The organism is Candidatus Zixiibacteriota bacterium (assembly GCA_035380245.1).
Lineage (GTDB): Bacteria > Zixibacteria > MSB-5A5 > GN15 > FEB-12 > DAOSXA01.
Genome location: DAOSXA010000002.1, coordinates 657,735 through 677,279, shown reverse-complemented (window position 1 = coordinate 677,279; position 19,545 = coordinate 657,735). Strand labels below are relative to the sequence as shown.

Genomic DNA, 19,545 nt, shown 5'->3' with positions numbered 1-19,545 from the left:
ATGGTCTGTCGTATAATCGGCGCCAGGTACGGCCGATACCGGTAATGACATGCTTATTTGAGAATTCTGAGGAGTTTTATGTTTCTGACTTTGACTCGATTGATGGCGGTTGCTGTTTTAATCGGCATAACGGTTTTGGCTTGTGGCGGTTGTGGTGACGATAATCCCGTCGAACCGACTAAGGCCACTGGCCTGACTGCTATAAACGGTTTTTATTATAAGGGAGAGATGGGTGATACCCTGCTTAGCCCTTCTCTTGATTTTGCCGTACTTGACAACGACAGCAAGAGAATCGCCGATAAATGGATATTCTTCGAATTGCTCGAAGGGGACGGCAATCTGTTGCTGGACTCGGGTAAGACCAACAGCAGCGGTGTGCTTCACAATACCTATGATTTTTCCGGAGAGCTAGGCCGTGCTACCGTCAGAGCGATCGTTAAGAATCTCGATACCGTCGATGTGATTCTTCGTGCCAATATGCTTAATCCGGGCACGCACGGTCAGGGTCAGTATATTCTGGTCGACGACAGCTATGCCATGGTCACGGCTTTCAACGGCACTCCGGTATCGCTTGACACGGTGGCGGATTTCGAAGAGGTCATGGTGGCGAATTACGAAAAGACGCTGGGGGTAGTTTTTGTAATTTACGACACCAACCTCGACCATGTGATCGGCGCGACCTCACCGGTTTTTTCGATCCTGGTGGTTGACTCCGTTTACGAACAACCGGATGGCTCCATGAGCGCCCGCTACGAGGGAACCACCGCTGACGGGATCGGAATAGGCAGCCGTTATATCCCGTTTAATTTTGGTAACAACATCTGGGGGATTTACGGGGCGGCCGACGAGTCCGGCTTTGACGAAGAAGAACCGCCGTCGGTATGGTTCCAATACTCCGATGAGAACCTGACCTTCTGGTGCCACCAGGCTGATTCTTCCGCTTTCCAGGTGGATATTGCCGAGCCGTTTGATTGGGACTTGTATCCCGCCTCAGTTAGTCAAAAGAGGGATGACCGCAGCCAGGCGCTCCTTAAAGCGGTTAGAAACAAATATCTTCATTGATGACTATGGTCTCGCGATCATCTACAACTTCCAAGGAATCGAATCTCCAGGATCGTATCCGGCAGGTCATCCGCAAGATTCCCAAAGGACGAGTGGCCGGCTACGGCCAGATTGCCGCGCTTGCCGGTAATCCCCGAGCAGCCCGATTAGTGGTCTGGACACTCAACGCCTCCCGCAATGAAAAACTCCCCTGGTTTCGTGTAATCAACTCTCAGGGCAAAATTGCTCTTAAACCGGGGCAGGGATATGAATTGCAACGAGCGTTGCTTGTCGAGGAAGGGATCGTTTTTTCCGATAGCGGCAAAATTGATCTCGGCCGGTTTCAATGGCGGCCTAAGAAGATTGTACTGCGCTGAATCAGCTTGGATCTTTCCGCGCTCCGTCAGGCAGTCGGGGAAACAAGCCCCCCGACTACGCGATGGAGAGGGCCGGGTTCGAGTAGCGGGCGGCCTTGTGTCGCCCGAAACTTCAATTCGGTCGTTTATAGATGAGAGGGGGTATCATTCTTGTCGCTGAAATGCCCCGCCGTTTGACAGTTGACACCCTCTGAGCCAACCGGTATATTCGCCGCATTGTTTCAAAGATTGATTGTTTGAAAGGGATAAACTAATGAGACACTTGTTCTTGACTTTGGCCCTGCTGGGTCTTCTGGTGGGGTGTTCCGGGAACGATAATGCCGCCAAGAAAACCGATAATCAGGCTGTCCAGGAGAACACCGGCGAAAAGACAACAACCGATATCGCCAATAAAACCTATCCGGTTCGCAATGAGAACAACCCCTTCGTAGCTATCGAAACCGACTATGGCAAAATGGTCGCCGAACTGTACCGCGATGTCGCTCCAGCTCATGCCGACTCGTTTGCCGCCCGCGCCCGTGAGGGATTTTACGATAATCTTCAGTTCTTCCGCGTGATCGACAATTTCATGGTGCAGACAGGGGACCCGATGAACAGCGGTATGGGGAACGCCGGTTATTATTTACAAGCCGAATTCTCCGATATCCCGCATGAAGACGGTACCCTGTCCATGGCTCGCTCACAAAGTCCTAATTCAGCCTCTTGTCAATTCTTTGTTGTACTGGCCCGTAATCAGAGTACGGCTTATCTGGACGGTAAATACACTGTTTTCGGTCACCTTATATCCGGATATGATGTTCTGCACAAGATCGGCTCGGTCGAAGTCGAAGCCAATCCGAACAATCCGAACGAGTTGTCTCATCCTAAGACTCCGGTGATGATGACCAAGGTTTATGTCTGCGATAAGGACGGCAATCCGCTCTGATCGCATGAGATAATTCGAAATTTCGGAAAGGCGGGATTAGCTGTCCCGCCTTTCGACCTGTATGGAGTGATCTGAAAAGAAACCACGGCGCGATAAAGCCGTTAAAAGGGAATATGAAACCGAAACGACTGGCAATACTCGGCTCTACCGGTTCGATTGGTAAATCGACTCTGGATGTTGTCCGACTGCATCCTGACGCATTTGAGGTAAAAGCCCTGGCCGCTTACTCCAATGTCGATCTGCTGGCTACTCAGTGCCGTGAGTTTAAACCTGCGATTGTCTGTCTGGTTGATGAGTCCCGGACTGATGACCTGGCTGCTCAGTTACAGGGGACCGGGATAGAGCTGGTCGTTGGCTCGGAAGCGGTGGTGGCGCTGGCCGAGCGGGGTGGTGTTGATGTTGTTGTCAACGCGGTTGTCGGGGCGGCCGGATTGCGGGCTTCGCTGGCAGCGGTCAAAGCCGATAAATATCTCGCCCTGGCCAACAAAGAATCACTGGTTACGGGTGGACCGCTTTTTGCCGATCTGATGAAACGAAAAGGGGCCAGGATTCTTCCGGTTGACTCGGAGCATTCGGCTATCTGGCAGGCTTTAATGGCCGGTCGGGCTTCGGAAATTCGGCGAGTTATCATTACTGCTTCCGGCGGGCCTTTTCGGACTTTACCGGCCGAGCAGTTCGCCGGGATTACCCCGGAAAAGGCGCTGAATCATCCAACCTGGAACATGGGTCCTAAAATTACCGTTGATAGTTCGACCTTAGCCAACAAGGGGCTGGAAGTAATCGAGGCTGTTTCTCTTTTTGGTGTGCCGGTGGATCAAGTGGAAGTGGTCGTACATCCGCAGTCGATTGTGCATTCGATGGTCGAGTTTCAGGACTCCTCCATAATTGCCCAACTTTCGCGTCCGGATATGCGTTTACCGATAACCTATGCGCTGTTCTGGCCGGAACGGGCGCCTTCGGATTTCGGCCGTCTGGATTTTGCAAAGCGGCTCCAGCTTGATTTTGAACCGCCGGACTTAGAACGATTTCCGGCTCTGCGGATAGCCTTTGATGTCGCCCGAGCCGGGGGGACGGCTCCGGCCTTGTTCAACGCCGCCAATGAAGTTGCGGTGGAGATGTTTCTAAGCAAGAAGATTGCGTATACCGATATTGCTAAGACAATTGAGAATGTAGTAAATCGGATTTCTGTTGTTGATAATCCGAACCTGGAGGATATTTTGAATGCAGACCGGCAGGCCCGAGAGCTGGCCGCCGAACTGCAGGAAAACTGATATGATTACACTTTTGTCGTTTATTCTGGTTCTGGGTGTTCTGATTTTCGTCCATGAACTGGGTCATTTTACGGTGGCTAAATGGGTAGGAATCAGGGTAGAGAAATTTTCGCTCGGTTTCCCGCCGAACATATTCGCTAAAAAGAAGGGCGATACCACTTATTGTATCGGTATCATTCCGTTGGGTGGTTTTGTCAAGATGGCCGGAGAGAATCCGGATGACCCCACGACCGGAGCTTCTGACGAATTCCAGTCCAAATCGGTCGGCCGGCGGGCGGCGGTTATTTTTGCCGGTCCGTTCATGAACTATCTGGCCGCGATTGGTTTTATGATTGCTCTGGTGCTGGTCGGCGGATCACTGGTCAATGACCCCCGTGGCGTAGCGATCGGTGAGTTGCGCAAAGACGGTCCGGCGAAATTGGGCGGCCTTGAAACCGGTGATGTGGTGATAGCTATCGACGGCTACCGGGTGTATGATTTCGACAGTCTTCGGGTGCGTATCAACGCTAAGCTGGCGGAACCACTCGATCTTACCTGGCTGCGCGGCAACGATACTCTCAGCGCTACCATGACCACTGCCGTAGATTCGGTCAAAGGCGGACCTGAGGGAACTCAGGCGGTGGGGATAATTGGATTCGCGCCGCTTCGCGAGACACCACCACTGGGAGCAGCGATCGTGGACGGTTTCAAGCTGACTCATGAAGTAGTGGTGTTGACCGCCAATTTCGTTAAGAATCTCATTACCGGGCGGGAATCGGTCAAACAACTGGGCGGCCCCGTTTTTATTGCCAGTCAGGCCGGTGAGGCGGCCCGCAGCGGCGCTGCCAGTCTGCTTTGGTTATTAGGGATATTGTCTATCAACCTCGCCGTGCTGAATGTTTTGCCTATCCCGATTCTCGATGGAGCCCATTTGGTGTTCCTGGCAATCGAGAAGATCAAAGGCGGTCCGGTGCCGATCAAAGCTCGCGCCTGGGCGCAGCAGGTCGGACTCGTTCTAATCCTGACACTTTTAGTCTTCGTGACCTATAACGATATCGTGCGGGTATTTACGCGGAATTAGCCGTCCGGAGCGACGATTAACTGAATCCTGGAAGAGATTGAAACGTACCAGAACTAAGACAAATGGATACCATAGGACAAGGATATAGACTGAATGAGCCAACAGCCTGGATTGTTCACTACTTTTTGGGATAATTTCAAGCAGATCACCATTGCCGTCGTACTTGCGATTATTATCAAGACTTCTATCGTAGAGGCGTATAAGATCCCGTCGGCTTCAATGGAAGATACACTGCTGATCGGTGATTTTTTGCTGGCCAATAAATTCGTTTACGGAGCACGCATTCCTTTGACAAACTGGCGGCTTCCGGAAATGCATGATCCTGAGCCGGGTGATGTCGTGATTTTCCTGTTTCCCCGCGACGGTGTAACCAAATACATCAAACGTTGCGTAGCTGTCGGCGGAGATACGGTTCTGGTTAAGGATAAAGAACTGTTTATCAATGGAGTTCGTTTCCCTGATCCGGAACACTCAAAATTTACCGATCGGATTCAACCGCGAGCCCCGGGGGGACGTGAGTCACGGGATAACTGGGGACCTTATGTCGTACCACCCGGTTATTTCTTCATGATGGGGGACAATCGGGACAACTCCTACGATTCCCGCTTTTGGGGACCGGTATCCAAGGACTTGATCCTCGGAAAAGCGTTAATTGTCCATTGGTCCTGGAACGATGATATCTATCCTTCCCCGGAGGTCTCTCTCAGTGACCCCCTGTCGGTACATCGGATGTTCATATACAACGCGGTGCATTTCGTGCAGAAGGTTCGCTGGGGACGTCTGTTCAACATCATTAGTTGAATCAGGAATGGCTTACGATGCGTGTGCTTGAGATGAGGTTGAAGATAATGTCGTGGAGAAGTTTGGTCGCGGTTTTAGCGGTGCTAGTTGTGGTTTGTGGTGCGACCGATTTGGTTTTAGCCGGACCGGCTATATCGGTTCCTCAAACGGAGTTTGATTTCGGACATACCGGTCAGCATGCCACAGTCTGGCATCGTTTCCCTATCCGATCTACCGGCGATGACACGCTCGTGATTACCAGCATCGATCCCGGTTGTGGCTGCACCCAGGCGCCGTTGGCTGACTCGGTTCTCGGTCCGGGAGAGAGCACGTATCTCGACTTGTTTTTCTCGACGCGTTCCTACATGGGGAAGGTCGATAAAACGCCTTTCATGAAAACCAACGTCAGTGATGAAAAAGTGTATTTAAAAATCGAAGCGAATCTTATTACTGCTCCCGACCAGGATTTCCCGTTGACACTCGATCCCTATCGTCTCGATGTATCCCAATTCACCCCGGAAGAACGACGGGTTGCTTCGGCCTGGATCCATAACCACGACAGCCGCCCGTACAAGCTCACGCTGGTTGATCATGCCGATCATGTATTCGAGGTCAAAATGCCCGAGCAAGTGGGGGCAAGAGACTCAGCCCAGGTTAAAATCCGGGTTACCGATGATTATCTCGATTCCGAATGGGACTACTCACTTACCTTTCGGATAAACGACTCCGCTCATACCCGATACACTTTACCCATCAAACGGATGCTCCGAGTCAAAGACCGCGACCAATAGACAGCATCGTTAAGGGCTCCCTATCAAAAGACTTGATTTGAACGGTCCGCGAGACTTATTTCCTTTGTGTTCAAGCTCATAGCCGAAAATCTATCCCATCGGTTCGAGGGCCGAACGGTATTTCGGGATGTTTCGCTGGATCTCACTACCGGTCAGTCCCTGGCTGTCATTGGTCCCAATGGCGCGGGTAAATCCACACTGCTGCAATGCTTGTTAGGTCTGTTGCGACCTGTCAAGGGAGTGGTCCGGCGTTTGGAGGAGGAACGTTCTATCGAAATCTCGGAATTCGGTGAACGGGTCGGTTTCGTGGCTCCCTATGTCCAGCTTTACGATCAACTAACCGGGGAAGAGAACATCAAGTTCTTTACGGCGCTTTCGGCCCGATCGGTGACAGGCAAGGATATCGACGCGATTCTCGAACGAGTGGGACTTGAAGGCCGTGGGGGAGACGAGGTGCGAGCTTATTCCTCCGGGATGAAGCAAAGGCTCAAATATGCCGTGGCTTTAGCCGGTCAACCCGACTTTCTGTTTCTCGATGAACCCACCGCCAATCTCGATGACGCCGGTCGGAAAATCGTTTTCGATCTCGTCGAGGAATATCGATCTCGCACCATAATGGTCATTGCCACCAACGAAACCGAGGAGTATCGTCTTGCCGAGCAGACGTGCCAACTTGGTTAGCCGGGCCCTGGCCGTACTGGCTAAGGATATCCGCCTGGAACTGCGAAATCGTTATGCCCTCAACGCTATCCTCATGTTCGGCATAACGACTCTGACGGTCGTCTCCTTTGCACTTGGCCAGAGCGGACTTAAACCGTCGGTGTTGGGAGCGCTCTACTGGATCGTGCTGTTTTTCTCAGCCATGTCCGGTCTGGCACATGTTTTCATCCGTGAGGAGGAAGCCGGGACGGCGCTGCTGTTGCGTCTGAAAGGAGACCCCGACCCGGTTTTTCTTGGTAAACTGATGTTCAACGTACTCTTACTTACGCTGATGACAATCGTGGTAACGCCGATCTTTTTCGCTTTTACCGATACGCCGTCGGATAATATCGGCGAGTTCACGGTACTGATCGTGCTGGGGCTGATTGGCCTTTCCGGTGCAACTACCCTGGTCGCGGCGATTATAGCCCGAGCATCCTCTCGGGGGGCTTTGTTTGCGGTGTTATCTTTTCCGGTTCTGATGCCGCTTCTGCTGGTGTTGGTCAAAGCCAGCCAGAAAGTGCTTATTGGTTCAGGTTTGGGAAACATTTTGACCGAAATACAGTTCTTAATAGCATACGCCGTGATTATGTCGGTCGGATCGTTTTTACTGTTCAAATTTGTCTGGCGTGATTGACCGCGAACGGATCTCGATCGGAACAAAAACGGACTATTTTATTAAACGATAAGATGGTTGTAAGAAAACCGTCAAAGATAGATAGATGAAAGGCCGGTCCTGATATATGTGGTGGAAAGTGCTTCTGTTTCTGGTCATGTCCGCGATGATCGTGGCCAGTTTCGTGACGGAAATACCACAGCAGCAGATCGGTCCCGCCAGCCGCATCTTTTATTATCATATTCCGCAGGCCTGGATTTCCGTTCTGGCTTTTGCCATGGCGATGGTTTATTCCATCCTGTATTTGATAAAACGCAGTCCGGAGATGGATGATCGCGCCGTCAACGCCGCCGGTTTAGGTCTGCTGTTCTGTTTTCTGGCTACCGTTACCGGCTCGATTTTCGCCAGGGTGACCTGGGGATCATTCTGGAACTGGGATCCGCGCGAGACCAGCATCTTTCTGTTGCTGCTGATATACGGCGCTTATTTCGCCCTGCGGGGAGCGATTGCCGATGAGAACCGACGAGCGACGCTGTCGGCGGTTTATGCGGTTTTCGCTTTTCTGACGGTGCCGTTTCTGGTGTTCGTACTGCCGAGGGTGTTGAACTCGTTGCATCCCTCGGATTCGATCATTGATAAAAATTTGGAGTTCACGATGGGGCCGGTCGTGAGAGTGATTTTCTTTACGTCTCTGACTGTTTTTACCGTACTATACTTCTGGTTGTTCAATCTTGCCGGACGTATCCGAAGATTGGAACGATCCGTCGTGGAGGAGTTATAAATGGACGGCAATTATATCGCTTTGGTGGTTGCACTGATAGTCTGGATCGGAATCTTCTATTTCGTGATGAAACTGGACAACAAAGTTCGAAAGCTGGAGAAGAAAGTTAAGTCATGATGAGATACATCATCGGCGGAGCGATTATCGTCGTGTTCGTAATCTGGGGAACGACGGCGTTTCTCAAGACGACCATTCAGTATGTTCCCATCGAGGAAGCGCGGCAATCTTCTCGTCAGGTTCAGTGTCTCGGTAAAATAGATTTCAACAGGGTGAAGTATAACGTCGACGAACGCCGACTCGAGTTTGCGATCTACGACGTCGATGCGGCGGACACGATCAACGCACCGAGGCTGCCGGTAACGTACTACGGCGTGGTGCCGGGTAATTTCGATCAAGCGACTTCGGTGGTGGTCAAGGGTAAGGCCGAAAACGGAGTCTTCGTGGCCGACCAGATGCTGGTGAAATGTCCGTCGAAGTACCAGGGGGAACAAGGGGACGAGTTCCAGGATATGCGCAAGCACGAAGAGGCGGTGGGCACCGCCGGAGTATAATCGGGGGCTGAAAATATATGGCATTGCATGTAACGGGCGAACTGCTCATTATTCTGGCGTTCGCCTTTAATCTACTGGCCGGTGTGGCTTATTTCCTCGTGGCGCGGGGACGCGACCAATGGGAGAGTCTCGCTCGGCTGGCTTATGGTATTTTCGTCGGATCGGTGGCGGCCTCGGTAGCGCTTCTGTTCTATCTCTTTTTCAGCCACAATTTCGCTTTCAAATACGTTTTCGAATACTCCGACAGCTCCCTGCCGTTGGGTTATTTGATATCTTCGTTCTGGGGCGGGCAAGAAGGAACCTACCTGCTCTGGCTGTTTTTCAACTCCCTGTTCGGTTTTCTGATTCTGAAGTTCGGTCATCAATATCGACATTATGCCATGGCGGTGATGGCCTCGGTGAACGCCTTCTTCATCTTCATTCTGATGCGGCTCTCGCCGTTCGCCCTGATGGATTTTCTCCCCCCCGACGGTGCCGGGCTAAACGAGTTACTGCAGGATCCCTGGATGGTGATTCATCCGCCGACCATGTTCTCCGGTTATTCAATAGCGGCCGTACCGTTCGCAATTGCGATGGCGGCCCTGATTCGCAACGACTATTCCCGCTGGATGAAAACCGCCTTGCCGTGGGTGGGAATCACCGCCCTGGCGCTCGGAGCGGGGAACATTATGGGCGGTTACTGGGCGTACAAGACACTCGGCTGGGGCGGCTATTGGGCCTGGGACCCGGTTGAAAACTCTTCGTTCGTACCCTGGTTCACTTCGCTGGCACTGTTGCACGGTATGATTATCGAACGCCGCACGGGGGCACTTCGCAAGATCAATATGTTAATGACCTCCCTGCTGTTTTTGGAAGTTGTCTACGGAACCTTCCTGACGCGAAGCGGTGTGCTGGCTGATTTTTCGGTTCATAGTTTCGTCGATCTGGGTACGACCGGTTTCCTGGTCGCTTTCCTGGCGTTCTTCACGCTCATGACGCTGGTGTTGTTCATTACGAGGATTAAGGCTTTGGGTCATGTCCCGATGAGCTTCAATTTCTACGGTCGTGAATTCAGCCTGATTGCCGCTACCGGATTATTATTTATCTTTTCAATGATCGTCATGTTCTGGATGTCGCTGCCGCTCACGACCCAGCTTATCGGCGTGGAGCCCCGTGCCGCCGACCTTGCCACGTACAACAGCTTCGCCCTGCCATTTGCGGTGCTTTACGCGTTGTTGCTGGCCGTTGTACCGTTCACTTCCTTTACCGAATTCCGTCCCGCCAAATGGATCGGACGTTTCCTGATTCTGGCGATTGGGAGTCTCGCCATCGGCTTTCTGCCGATGTTCCTGGGGGTTGCCGACTCGACTTTCGGATTCCTGTTCGCTATCGTGGTTACCACCTTCGGTATGTACACGGCCAAGCCGGGTTTGTCCCAAAAACTCCTGCCGTCATTTATCGGTTTTGTCGTTGTGGCGGTTGTGGTCCGTTTATTGGGAGTCGCCAACTATACCTACCTGCTCTTTTTCGCCACCGGCGCGATGGCGATAATTTCGAACGCAACGTATCTGGCCGGTTTTTTCCCGAATCGCTGGAGGTTCGTCGGTGCTCATCTGAGCCATTTCGGTTTTGGTCTGTTGATCCTCGGCGTGCTGGCTTCATCGGCGTTCGTGGTGTCGGAAAAGGTAGTTATTCCCAAAGGTGAATCACGTACGGCGTTCGGAATGGAGATCGAATACGACGGTATGGAGCACGGTTTCACGTATCCCCAAAACCGCCTGTTGTTATCCGTTCACGACGATGGTGATGTCGATGAAATCCACCCTCAGCTTTACTATTCCCCGCGCATGAACGGCATCATGCGTCGTCCGACGATACAGAAAACAGGGCTCTACGACTTATATTATTCACCCGAAGAAATCCAGATGAACGAAGGCTATGGCGGACTCAAGCTGGCCAAGGGTGAACAGCAAGAAGTCGGTGATTACAAGATCACGTTCGATAACTTCGACATGGGCGATCACGGTATGTCGGGAGATATGCAGGTCGGCGCCAGATTGATTATCGAGACGGATGATGTTGTCGATACGGTTGTTCCGATCGTAGCTATGGTCTCCGGGCCGGGTGGTCAGCATCAGGAAAGCCGTCCGGCATCTTTTGACAACGGCGCTCACGAGGTCTCGATCGAGGGTATTCTGGCCGACGAACGAGCGGTGGTAATAAATATCCCGGGACTGACCAAAGGCGGACGACCGGAGATGTTGGTGCTCGATATCTCGCGCAAGATGCTCATCGACCTGGTTTGGCTCGGTGCGATATTTCTGCTGGGCGGCGTGTTTATCTCGTTTCTGCGCCGCAAGGAAGAGGCCGAAGCAAATAGTTGCACGACAACGAACCGATGATTCTTCTCGACCGGCTAAGATATCGTTTCCGGCCGGTCGATACTCATGGTATGAATAAACCGACTCAAATTTCCGGTATTATCGCTCTCATAATGACCGTTTGTATCGTTGCGAGCGCCCGGGCCGTAGAGGTGCCGTTTGATCCGTCACGAGGTCTAGTCGAGGTGAACGTTCTGGTCGACGGCCGTGCCTCGGGTCTGTTCGGAATCGACACCGGCGCCGACCGGCTTTATGTCAATAGCGAATTCGTCGAAGACAACGATCTTCATCCCAAATCCGGTCCGCCGCAACGCCCGATTGTCGGTGTTCACGGGACCTCTGAGGCCAAAGCGCTTGATATCCGCTCGCTGAGGATAGGAAATGAGACACTTTACAATCTCGACGCCACTGTGATCGATCTGAGCGCCCTGGTCTCGGACGAGGTGACGGACCATCCCGACGGGCTTATTGGCTACGAGGTGTTGAAACGTTTCTACGTAACAGTCGATTTCCCCAATCGCCTTATGCAGTTGCGTACCGGTGAGCCGGATGATATCCAGGCCGTGCGGAAGAGCTTTATCCCTTTCCGGCAGGAACGGCACATGATCGTGGTCGACGTGGTGTTTAACGACGATATCGAAGTTCCCATGGTTCTCGATTATTGCGCCTCGCAGACTTCACTCTCACCCGATTTGGCCGATGACCTGGGACTGGACGCCGAAGTCGGCGACCGAATGGTTATCGACAAGGTCGAATTGAGCGGGAAACTGGCCAGCTACAACGTTCCGTGCGTTGTCACCGATATGAGTCGCATTAAGGATGCCGTTCGCGGGGTAGATATCGAGGGACTGCTTGGGGGGACGTTTCTTCAAGGTTTCAAGATTACGATCGATTACACCCGTAAGAAAATTTATCTCCATCCGCGCTGATTTGCGTTTACAGGCGAATTGATTCCGCGGTCGACCGTCCCCGGGCGGATCCATCTTCGAATCCGCCATGATGACTGTGTCATATGGCCGGGATCGCAGGGATCCCCGGCCTACGGAAAGCTGTTGGCTGTCGAAACTTCGCTTCGCGATCCCGCCCGATGGGTGGGGCACCGAAAAGATGAAGATGGATCCCCGCTTTCGCGGGAAAGACGTTCTTCGGGACGTGCTGCTGCAGGGACAGACGAGACGTCTGCCGCCCACAAGGTATCCGTCCGCGCAAATTCGAACAAAGGTAACCTCTTCCTTATATTACCACAACTCATCGTATTCCATAGTAACTACGAATAAGAACCTCGTTCCGTCGCGGTGCCCCAGGGCTTGCCCTGGGCTTGGGCGGAACGAAGGCGAAGCCCTGTCGAAACTTCGCTTCGCGATCCGCCATCGGTGGACAGGAGATTCGACCTACTCGAGATTCCGCCGCGCTCTCGGTCACGCAGATTGCTGTTGACAGAGAGGCCGCGCTCGTCGTATTGTAATCTCACAAATGTTGCGGTGCCGTCCAAGGGGACGGTTAAAAGGGAAGACGGTGCAAGTCCGTCGCAGCCCCGCTACTGTAAGAGCTACTGATCGGGCATTCTGCCACTGGAGCAATCCGGGAAGGCGCCCGGTCGGGTCCGAAGCTCGAGCCAGGAAACCTGCCGCAGCCAAATACTCATTCCGTTGCCGTCAGCGCGGGCTGACCGGTTATGGCTCCGACGCCGAAGGCAACCGAAAAGGAGTGCCGTGAGAGGCGTCGCTTCTATTTGGGCCATACTTCTGCTGTGGCTCCTGACGGCCGGGCGCGGGAACGGTCAGTCAAATCAAAGTTTAACCGGGGAAATTCTCGACACCACCACCGGCGGTCCGATCGCATCGGCCGATGTCTCCCTCGTGGGGACCGGCTTTGAGGCGGTCACGGACCAGTTCGGTCGGTTCGCGCTGGAGAACATTCCTCCCGGTGAATACCGCATCAGAGTGGTTCGCCTGGGATACGAAACCATTCCGGAACAAGTGGTGGTCGTATCTGAGGATATCACCACTACGGTGCGTTTGTGTTTGAACCCGCAACCCGTCGCGCTGACGGGACAAAAAATAACGGCCGAGCGCGAACAACCCCGGGTCGGCACGCTGGCCGTATTGACGAAGGAAGAGATCCGACAAACGCCGGATCAAACGCTGGCCGGTCTGCTTCAGCAAATCGACGGTCTGTTCGTTGAATCCGGGCGTAATCCCGGCGAGGATCTGCGTGTCCGTATCAGAGGTTGTGATCCCGACCAGGTGCTTATCCTGCTGGACGGCCAGCGGCTCAATTCGGTCGGGACCGGTGATGTCTCGGCTGCCGTTCCGGTCGAGGCAATCGAACGAATCGAAGTTGTCCGAGGCGGGGCTTCGGCTCGATACGGTTCCGATGCCATGTCCGGGGTGATCAACATCATTACCCATCGATCCGGTCGGGCCTCGGCTGCCCGTGCCGGGGCAACCTTCGGTCGGGGAAACTGGGACCAACGTTTCGGAACAGTTGAAGCTGAAACGCCGTTGCCGATCGGCGGGGGAGAGATACGAGTGATTCATCGGGGCGGATCGACCGATGATGATTTCCCGTTTCGGATTACGGTGGAGCCGGAGGGTGTCGAGGTTACCGGGCGTCGCATCAACAACCGTAATAGCCAGACTGCTACCTTCATCGGCGGGCGATATGATTTGTCGCGTCGTTCGATCTGGCGAGCCACCCTGCATCAATATGAAGCCGAGGCGGGACTGCCGGGCCGAGCCGATGAGCAGAATCAATGGGCCGAGCGCGAAGACCGTCGGACATTGTTCAATCTTGAAGGCTCCAGCGAGTTCGGCTCATGGAGCCTTATCAACAGGGCCGGATATTCCTGGCAACGGCAACTCTATCTCGATACGCTTTCTGCGCCGTTGTCGCAATATCGTACTCGTTATCATTGTCGCAATGTTAACCTCATGGCCGAGGGCTCCCGAACGTTTTGGAGACGCTCGCGTGTAGCGATTGGCCTCGAACGCAGCTATGATAAATTTCAGCATGAAGATTTATTGCGACCGAAACGCTCAACGGGCTTTTCCTATCGCTCGACCTGGGCTGCCTACAGCCAGTTGGATTTCAGGTATGATTTGCCGAGAGCGTTGTGGCTCCGGACAGTCGATCTCAACTTAAGTCTGCGTCATGATTACAGCCGCAGTTGGCCCGAGATCGAGACCGAGGATACCCCGCTGGCGGCGGGACGACATGGCGTCAGTTTCGAAGAAAACTCCCCGGCTCTCGGAATGAGTCTGACCGGCGGCGAGAAGTTCGCGGTGACGCTACGTGCTAACGCCGGGAAGTCGTTCCGTTTGCCCGGTCTGACTTCGCTCTTCTGGTTCGGCGATGTCCGGTCTTCCGGCAATCCTGATTTACGGCCGGAACGAAGTGAGTCCTATGATCTCGGCGCTGAAATGGCCTGGTCAATCTCGAAGGTTATGCTTCGATTCGGCTCCACCTTCTATCGCAATGAACTGACCGACTTAGTGGTCTGGGTCGAGGGTTCGCAGGCGGTCTGGTCGCCGGTCAATCTCGGTTCGGCGCTGATTACCGGGCACGAGGATTTTGTCTCGCTGGAGCTTCTCCACGGTGATCTTAAATTCAGATTCGCCAACACCGTGGCGCATCCGCTCAACAAGGTGGAGGGGCATAACAGTTATGATCGCGATCTCACTTTCACACCGCGATTCGTTACCACCCTTTCGGCGCAACTCGACCGTGAACGGTATTATCTGCGTTATGACGTGCGCAGGGTAGCCCGTCGCTATGCCCTCACCGGCAATGAGAAATGGTACGACGGCTATACCGTGCATGACTTCGCCGCCGGCGTTAATCATAACCTGTTGCCTCATGTGAGCGGATCGCTCAACCTGCGAATCCAGAATCTGTTCGATGAAGATTACGTTCTTATTGCCAACCATCCCATGCCGGCTCGGCAGGGGAATATCGAAATAAAACTGTCCTACCTATTCGGAAATGAGAGATAAACCATGCGTAAGTTGTATATATGTCTGATATCGCTTCTGCTCACGGCCGGCTTGATTCAGGCCCGTGAGCCGATTGCCTATGTGGTGAATACTGCCGGTGAAACACTGTCGAAAATCAACCTGGCAACGGGTCAGATAACCGCTAATCTGCTTACCCTCGGTTCCTCGTTGCTGAGTCAGCCGAACCAGATCATCGTTCGTGATACCTTGGCCTATGTCCTCAACAGCGGCACTGATGAAATCCAGCTAATTGACCTTAACTCCGAGAGTACGGTCGGCTATATCGACTTTCCGTCCGGTTGCAGCCCGTACTGGATGGCGTTCTACGATGACTCCATGCTCTTCGTGACCGGTTTTGTCAGCGGTAATCTTTATCACGTAAACGTGATGAGCGGAGCTGTTGTGGCCTCTATCCCGGTGGGGGAATCACCTGAAGGAGTTGAGATCAAGGCCGGGAAGGTGTTTGTCGCGGTGAGCGGTTTCAATCAGAGCACCTGGGAATACGATCAGGGGATTCTGGCGGTGGTTGATCCGTCCGGAGATTCACTTCTGAACCGGATCGAAGTCGGGACCAATCCGCAGTACACCGCCACGGACGGACTGGGACGATTGCATGTCGTTTGTACCGGTGACTACTGGTCGGTATTCGGCAAGGTTTATGTGGTTGATCCGAGTAATGAATCGGTGGTCGATTCCATCGACCTTGGCGGCTATCCCGGTATGGTTGCCGTGACTCCCGATAATATGGGATACATCGCGGCGGGGGGATGGGTCGATGAAGGGGAGGTGATGACCTACAACGCTGCGACCGGTGAGGTCTATCACGGCAGCAGCAATCCGTTGCCGGTCGATTCCGGCTGTATGATGGTCATCCCCTATCAGGATACGACTTGTTTTGTGGGGACTTTTCGGGACTATGTGACCTCAATCGATTCTTCCGGGACGGAGTTAGCGCGGTACGCCGTCGGTGATGGTCCGGTGTATCTGGCCGTTAATTATTTGCCCGGCGACATCAACGGCAGTTACACGGTTGACATTACCGATCTGGTTATGATGGTCACCTACATGTTTCAACAGGGACAGTTACCGCCCTGGCCTCGTTGGCGCATGAATGTTAACGGAATGGGAGGGGTGGATATTTCCGATCTGGTTTATCTGGTCGGTTATATGTTCCAGCATGGCCCGGCTCCACGTGTGGGCGCTACCTGGAAGGAATAGACCGGGGCAATATCTGCGCCAAATAGAACCTGGTTTTTTATTCGAAATTTGGTCGGGACGGATCAGTGATTATTTTGCATGGACCGCCCCGACCTTTATTTTGTATAAAGAATAGGTAAACGACCAGTGGGGGCGCAATTGATACATATTTCGTAAGGTGGTGGATTGTAGGGCGTTACGGCGACAGGTGGATGATGTCGCTTGTGAAAAATGGCACATTTTTTGGTTGACGATTAGAAGAACGTATATATATTGGACGATGTCCTGTGGACACCTGCCCACGTTACCTCTACGCGGGACCTGAATAATAAAATTAGTCGGAGTACAAATGGCGGGCTGGCACCTTGAATATAGCATAGATACGGACGTGGAAAACCATGTCGTTTATGAGAAGATCTTCGGAATATGGAAACTGGATATCGCACGAGCCTTCGTGCGCGATTTTGAGAGTGAAGTTGCCGAACTAACCGGAGAATCCTGGGCTCAATTGATCGACCTGACTAACTGGAAGGCTGGATATCCGGAAATAATCGATATTATCGGTCGTCACCTTGCCTGGTGTCGTAAGCATAAAATGATCTGGTCGGTGAATATCATTCGTAATCCGTCTACTTTCAAACAGCTTACCCAGATAATCTCCAAGGGAGGCGTCAAGGGCGTATCCAAGACTTTTCGCACCAGAGAAGAAGGTGAGCAGTTTCTTCGCGATAAAGGTTTTATCGTTCGTACGGTAAGCGGCAACGGCAATATCCAGTCGCCATTCTAGCAAAGACAGGAAAAGCAAAAAAGCAGTCCCGTTATTTGACAGGACTGCTTTTCTTTTATTTAGGAGAATAGTCGACCTATTTCAGGTATCGATCAAACCACTTCTTGAACCACTCGAGTCGAGCGATTCTTCGGTCGGGACGCCCATGCCGGGAAAGACCGTGCGGTTCTTCGGGGAAGCGGACCATCTCGACTTTTCTCCCGAGTACCTTGAGCATCACGAACATTTGTTCGCCCTGTTCGATCGGGCAGCGCAGGTCCTGTTCGCTGTGAATTATCAGTACCGGAGTGCGGACGTTTTTGAAATAAGTAATCGGTGAGCAGCGCTCGTATATGTCCGGTTTCTCCCAGGGGAAACCGTCGAATTCGCGCGAGAAGGCAAAACCGATATCGGAGGAACCGGTTATTGAGGTCAGATTGACCACGGAACGCTGGGTTATGGCGGCAGCGAACCGGTTGGTGTGACCGACTATCCAGTTAGTCATGTAGCCGCCGTAGGAACCTCCGGTAACTCCCATTTTATTCGGATTTACGAATTTTTGCGAAGCCAGCCAATCGGTCACGGCCTCGCAGTCCTTGTAATCCAATCCGCCCCAGTCGGCATAGATTGAATCCGCCCAGGTCTCACCGCGACCGGAGCCGCCGCGTGGGTTAGTGTACAGCACTACGTAGCCCTGGGCGGCCAGCCAGAGCATCTCGTGCATGAAGGTAAAGCCGTATTGGACTCTCGGACCACCGTGAATCTCCAGTACCGCCGGGTATTTCTTCGTGCTTTTGAAATCCGGTGGATAAACGAGCCAGCCTTGAACTTTGGTTCCATCGAACGATTTGATCGAGACCTCGCGAGTCCGGCTGAGTTTGCGCTCATTGCGGAGAAACGCATTCAGGTCAGTGTGTTTTTTCGCTTTCTTTTCGCCGTTATAAACGGCCGGTGCGGTCATGATTTCTCCCGGTGTAACCAGGTCGGAATATACCATAGCCACGCGGTTGGTCTTGCCGGCGAGTGAAAAATCCTTGATATGGCAATTTCCCCGGAAGATGCGAGTCGGAGTTCCTCCGGCGCGTGGAATGTAGTACAGGTTGGTTACTCCCATATCCGCTGAAGCGAAGTAAATACGCTTGCCGTCGTGCGACCACAAGATCGGTGAGCTGTTTCCCGATTCGCCCATATCGTTGATGGTCTGGTCGATAGCCATACGGTCGAACTTGGGCATCAGGTCGCGTGCTTTGGGAGCGCCGTTGAATCCGACCACCCAGATGTGAACGTTGGTTATTCCCCAGGCGTCATCGGGATTGTCGTGGCCGAGATAGGCGATAGTCTTGCCGTCCGGAGAGAATTGAGGGCTCATGATCGGTCCCGCCGGTGTGACGATCTTGCGCTCTTTGCCGCCTTTGAACGGAACGGCGAACATGTCCCAGCGTCCCTCGTCGAGATCGGGGTCTTTGGAACGGTTCGAGATATAAGCCACCCAGCGGCCATCGGGGGAGATGGTGGCGTTTACGTTGTGACGAGAGCCTTTGGTAATCTGACGCAGTCCGGCAGTTTCCAGATCGAGAGTGTATACCTGCCAGGTATCCTGAGATTCGAATCCGGAACCGTCGAGTCGATAGAACAACCGGGTAATGTGACGGTAAACCGGTGGTTTGTTCTTTTTGTCCTCGTCCTTGATAAAGTGCGAATCGTTATAGCGCAGACAGAACAACAGCCCGGTCCCGTCCGGTGTCCATTGTAATGAACTGATAGCAGCCTCAAGGTCGATCAGGCGCCTTTCCGCTCCTCCGGCAACCGGCATGAGGTACAGGCCGGTTTTTTTGTTCCGGGTCGATACGAACGCCAGCATCGAGCCATCGGGTGAGAACACCGGCTGGCCGTCGTTGTGATTCCCGTAGGTGAACTGGCGGTTCTCACCGGTCTTGAGGTCGATCAGGTGGATATTGGAGAAGTACTTTAACTCCTTCTCGTCCATCCGTTCTATGACATAGGCAACTTTATCTTCACCGGGTGACATGGCGACCCCCATAGGGATACGCAGCCGGTAGAGATCATCCGCCCGCAACGGACTTTTCTTATTCGAGCTATTCTTTGCTTTTTTCATTTTCCGGTCCTCTCGGTTCAACTTATCGTGGCAAATTAGCAGTCTCCGACAGTCGGCACAAGGACTATGTATGTCCATGATGGCATTTTATGCCGCAGAATCGATCAAACTTATCATCCGGCTAAAAAATCGTATCTTTTCGGGAGCAAAATCGAAACGGCAGTGTTACATATCCACGATAGTAAGTGTAATTGTCAGGCTGCCCAAGGAGGAGCAATC

18 protein-coding genes and 1 riboswitch are annotated in these 19,545 nt (G+C 53.0%); of the genes, 17 read left to right on the top strand and 1 reads right to left on the bottom strand.

The window, feature by feature from the left end:
• The first annotated feature begins 78 nt into the window (after positions 1–78).
• The 17 genes from PLF13_08040 (at position 79) to PLF13_07960 (ending at position 17,231) form a co-directional block, all read left to right on the top strand.
• Positions 79–1,062, top strand: a complete 984-nt coding sequence (locus tag PLF13_08040; protein HOP07225.1) for a hypothetical protein — start codon at positions 79–81, stop codon at positions 1,060–1,062.
• Complete coding sequence (locus PLF13_08035) at positions 1,062–1,418, top strand: MGMT family protein (protein ID HOP07224.1); 357 nt, start codon at positions 1,062–1,064, stop codon at positions 1,416–1,418. The genes PLF13_08040 and PLF13_08035 overlap by 1 nt, the downstream gene beginning before the upstream one ends.
• Before the next feature lie 253 nt (positions 1,419–1,671).
• The gene (locus PLF13_08030) at positions 1,672–2,343 is read left to right on the top strand and encodes a peptidylprolyl isomerase (protein HOP07223.1); all 672 of its coding nucleotides are present in this window, start codon (positions 1,672–1,674) and stop codon (positions 2,341–2,343) included.
• A gap of 113 nt (positions 2,344–2,456) precedes the next feature.
• Positions 2,457–3,614, top strand: a complete 1,158-nt coding sequence (gene dxr / locus PLF13_08025; protein ID HOP07222.1) for a 1-deoxy-D-xylulose-5-phosphate reductoisomerase — start codon at positions 2,457–2,459, stop codon at positions 3,612–3,614.
• 1 nt (position 3,615) lies between these two features.
• The gene (locus PLF13_08020; GenBank protein ID HOP07221.1) at positions 3,616–4,674 is read left to right on the top strand and encodes a M50 family metallopeptidase; all 1,059 of its coding nucleotides are present in this window, start codon (positions 3,616–3,618) and stop codon (positions 4,672–4,674) included.
• A 93-nt stretch (positions 4,675–4,767) separates the two neighbouring features.
• Entirely contained in the window at positions 4,768–5,475 is a 708-nt protein-coding gene (lepB, locus tag PLF13_08015; protein ID HOP07220.1) for a signal peptidase I, read from the top strand.
• A gap of 47 nt (positions 5,476–5,522) precedes the next feature.
• Complete coding sequence (locus PLF13_08010) at positions 5,523–6,245, top strand: DUF1573 domain-containing protein (protein HOP07219.1); 723 nt, start codon at positions 5,523–5,525, stop codon at positions 6,243–6,245.
• A gap of 66 nt (positions 6,246–6,311) precedes the next feature.
• A complete protein-coding gene (locus PLF13_08005; protein HOP07218.1) occupies positions 6,312–6,926 on the top strand; it encodes an ABC transporter ATP-binding protein in 615 nt (204 codons plus the stop codon).
• On the top strand, positions 6,898–7,581 hold the full coding sequence (locus PLF13_08000; GenBank protein ID HOP07217.1) for a heme exporter protein CcmB: 684 nt from the start codon (positions 6,898–6,900) through the stop codon (positions 7,579–7,581). Before PLF13_08005 ends, PLF13_08000 begins: the two co-directional genes overlap by 29 nt.
• 106 nt (positions 7,582–7,687) lie before the next feature.
• A complete protein-coding gene (locus PLF13_07995) occupies positions 7,688–8,341 on the top strand; it encodes a cytochrome c biogenesis protein (protein ID HOP07216.1) in 654 nt (217 codons plus the stop codon).
• Entirely contained in the window at positions 8,342–8,458 is a 117-nt protein-coding gene (locus PLF13_07990; protein HOP07215.1) for a CcmD family protein, read from the top strand.
• Positions 8,455–8,892 (top strand): cytochrome c maturation protein CcmE, encoded by a 438-nt coding sequence (locus tag PLF13_07985; GenBank protein HOP07214.1) that lies wholly within the window; start codon positions 8,455–8,457, stop codon positions 8,890–8,892. Before PLF13_07990 ends, PLF13_07985 begins: the two co-directional genes overlap by 4 nt.
• Positions 8,893–8,909: 17 nt before the next feature.
• Complete coding sequence (gene ccsA / locus PLF13_07980; GenBank protein ID HOP07213.1) at positions 8,910–11,273, top strand: cytochrome c biogenesis protein CcsA; 2,364 nt, start codon at positions 8,910–8,912, stop codon at positions 11,271–11,273.
• On the top strand, positions 11,252–12,181 hold the full coding sequence (locus PLF13_07975) for a retropepsin-like aspartic protease (protein ID HOP07212.1): 930 nt from the start codon (positions 11,252–11,254) through the stop codon (positions 12,179–12,181). The genes ccsA and PLF13_07975 overlap by 22 nt, the downstream gene beginning before the upstream one ends.
• Before the next feature lie 533 nt (positions 12,182–12,714).
• A riboswitch (cobalamin riboswitch) is annotated at positions 12,715–12,899 on the top strand.
• A 65-nt stretch (positions 12,900–12,964) separates the two neighbouring features.
• Positions 12,965–15,247, top strand: coding sequence for a TonB-dependent receptor (locus tag PLF13_07970; protein HOP07211.1), 2,283 nt, complete (start codon positions 12,965–12,967; stop codon positions 15,245–15,247).
• 3 nt (positions 15,248–15,250) lie between these two features.
• Positions 15,251–16,465 (top strand): hypothetical protein, encoded by a 1,215-nt coding sequence (locus PLF13_07965; GenBank protein ID HOP07210.1) that lies wholly within the window; start codon positions 15,251–15,253, stop codon positions 16,463–16,465.
• A 328-nt stretch (positions 16,466–16,793) separates the two neighbouring features.
• Complete coding sequence (locus PLF13_07960; protein ID HOP07209.1) at positions 16,794–17,231, top strand: hypothetical protein; 438 nt, start codon at positions 16,794–16,796, stop codon at positions 17,229–17,231.
• 76 nt (positions 17,232–17,307) lie between these two features.
• Here PLF13_07960 and PLF13_07955 read toward each other — a convergent pair whose 3' ends face one another.
• Positions 17,308–19,326 carry a S9 family peptidase gene (locus PLF13_07955; GenBank protein HOP07208.1) on the bottom strand — a complete coding sequence of 673 codons (2,019 nt, stop codon included), beginning with the start codon at positions 19,324–19,326 and terminating at the stop codon, positions 17,308–17,310.
• Positions 19,327–19,545 lie beyond the last annotated feature (219 nt).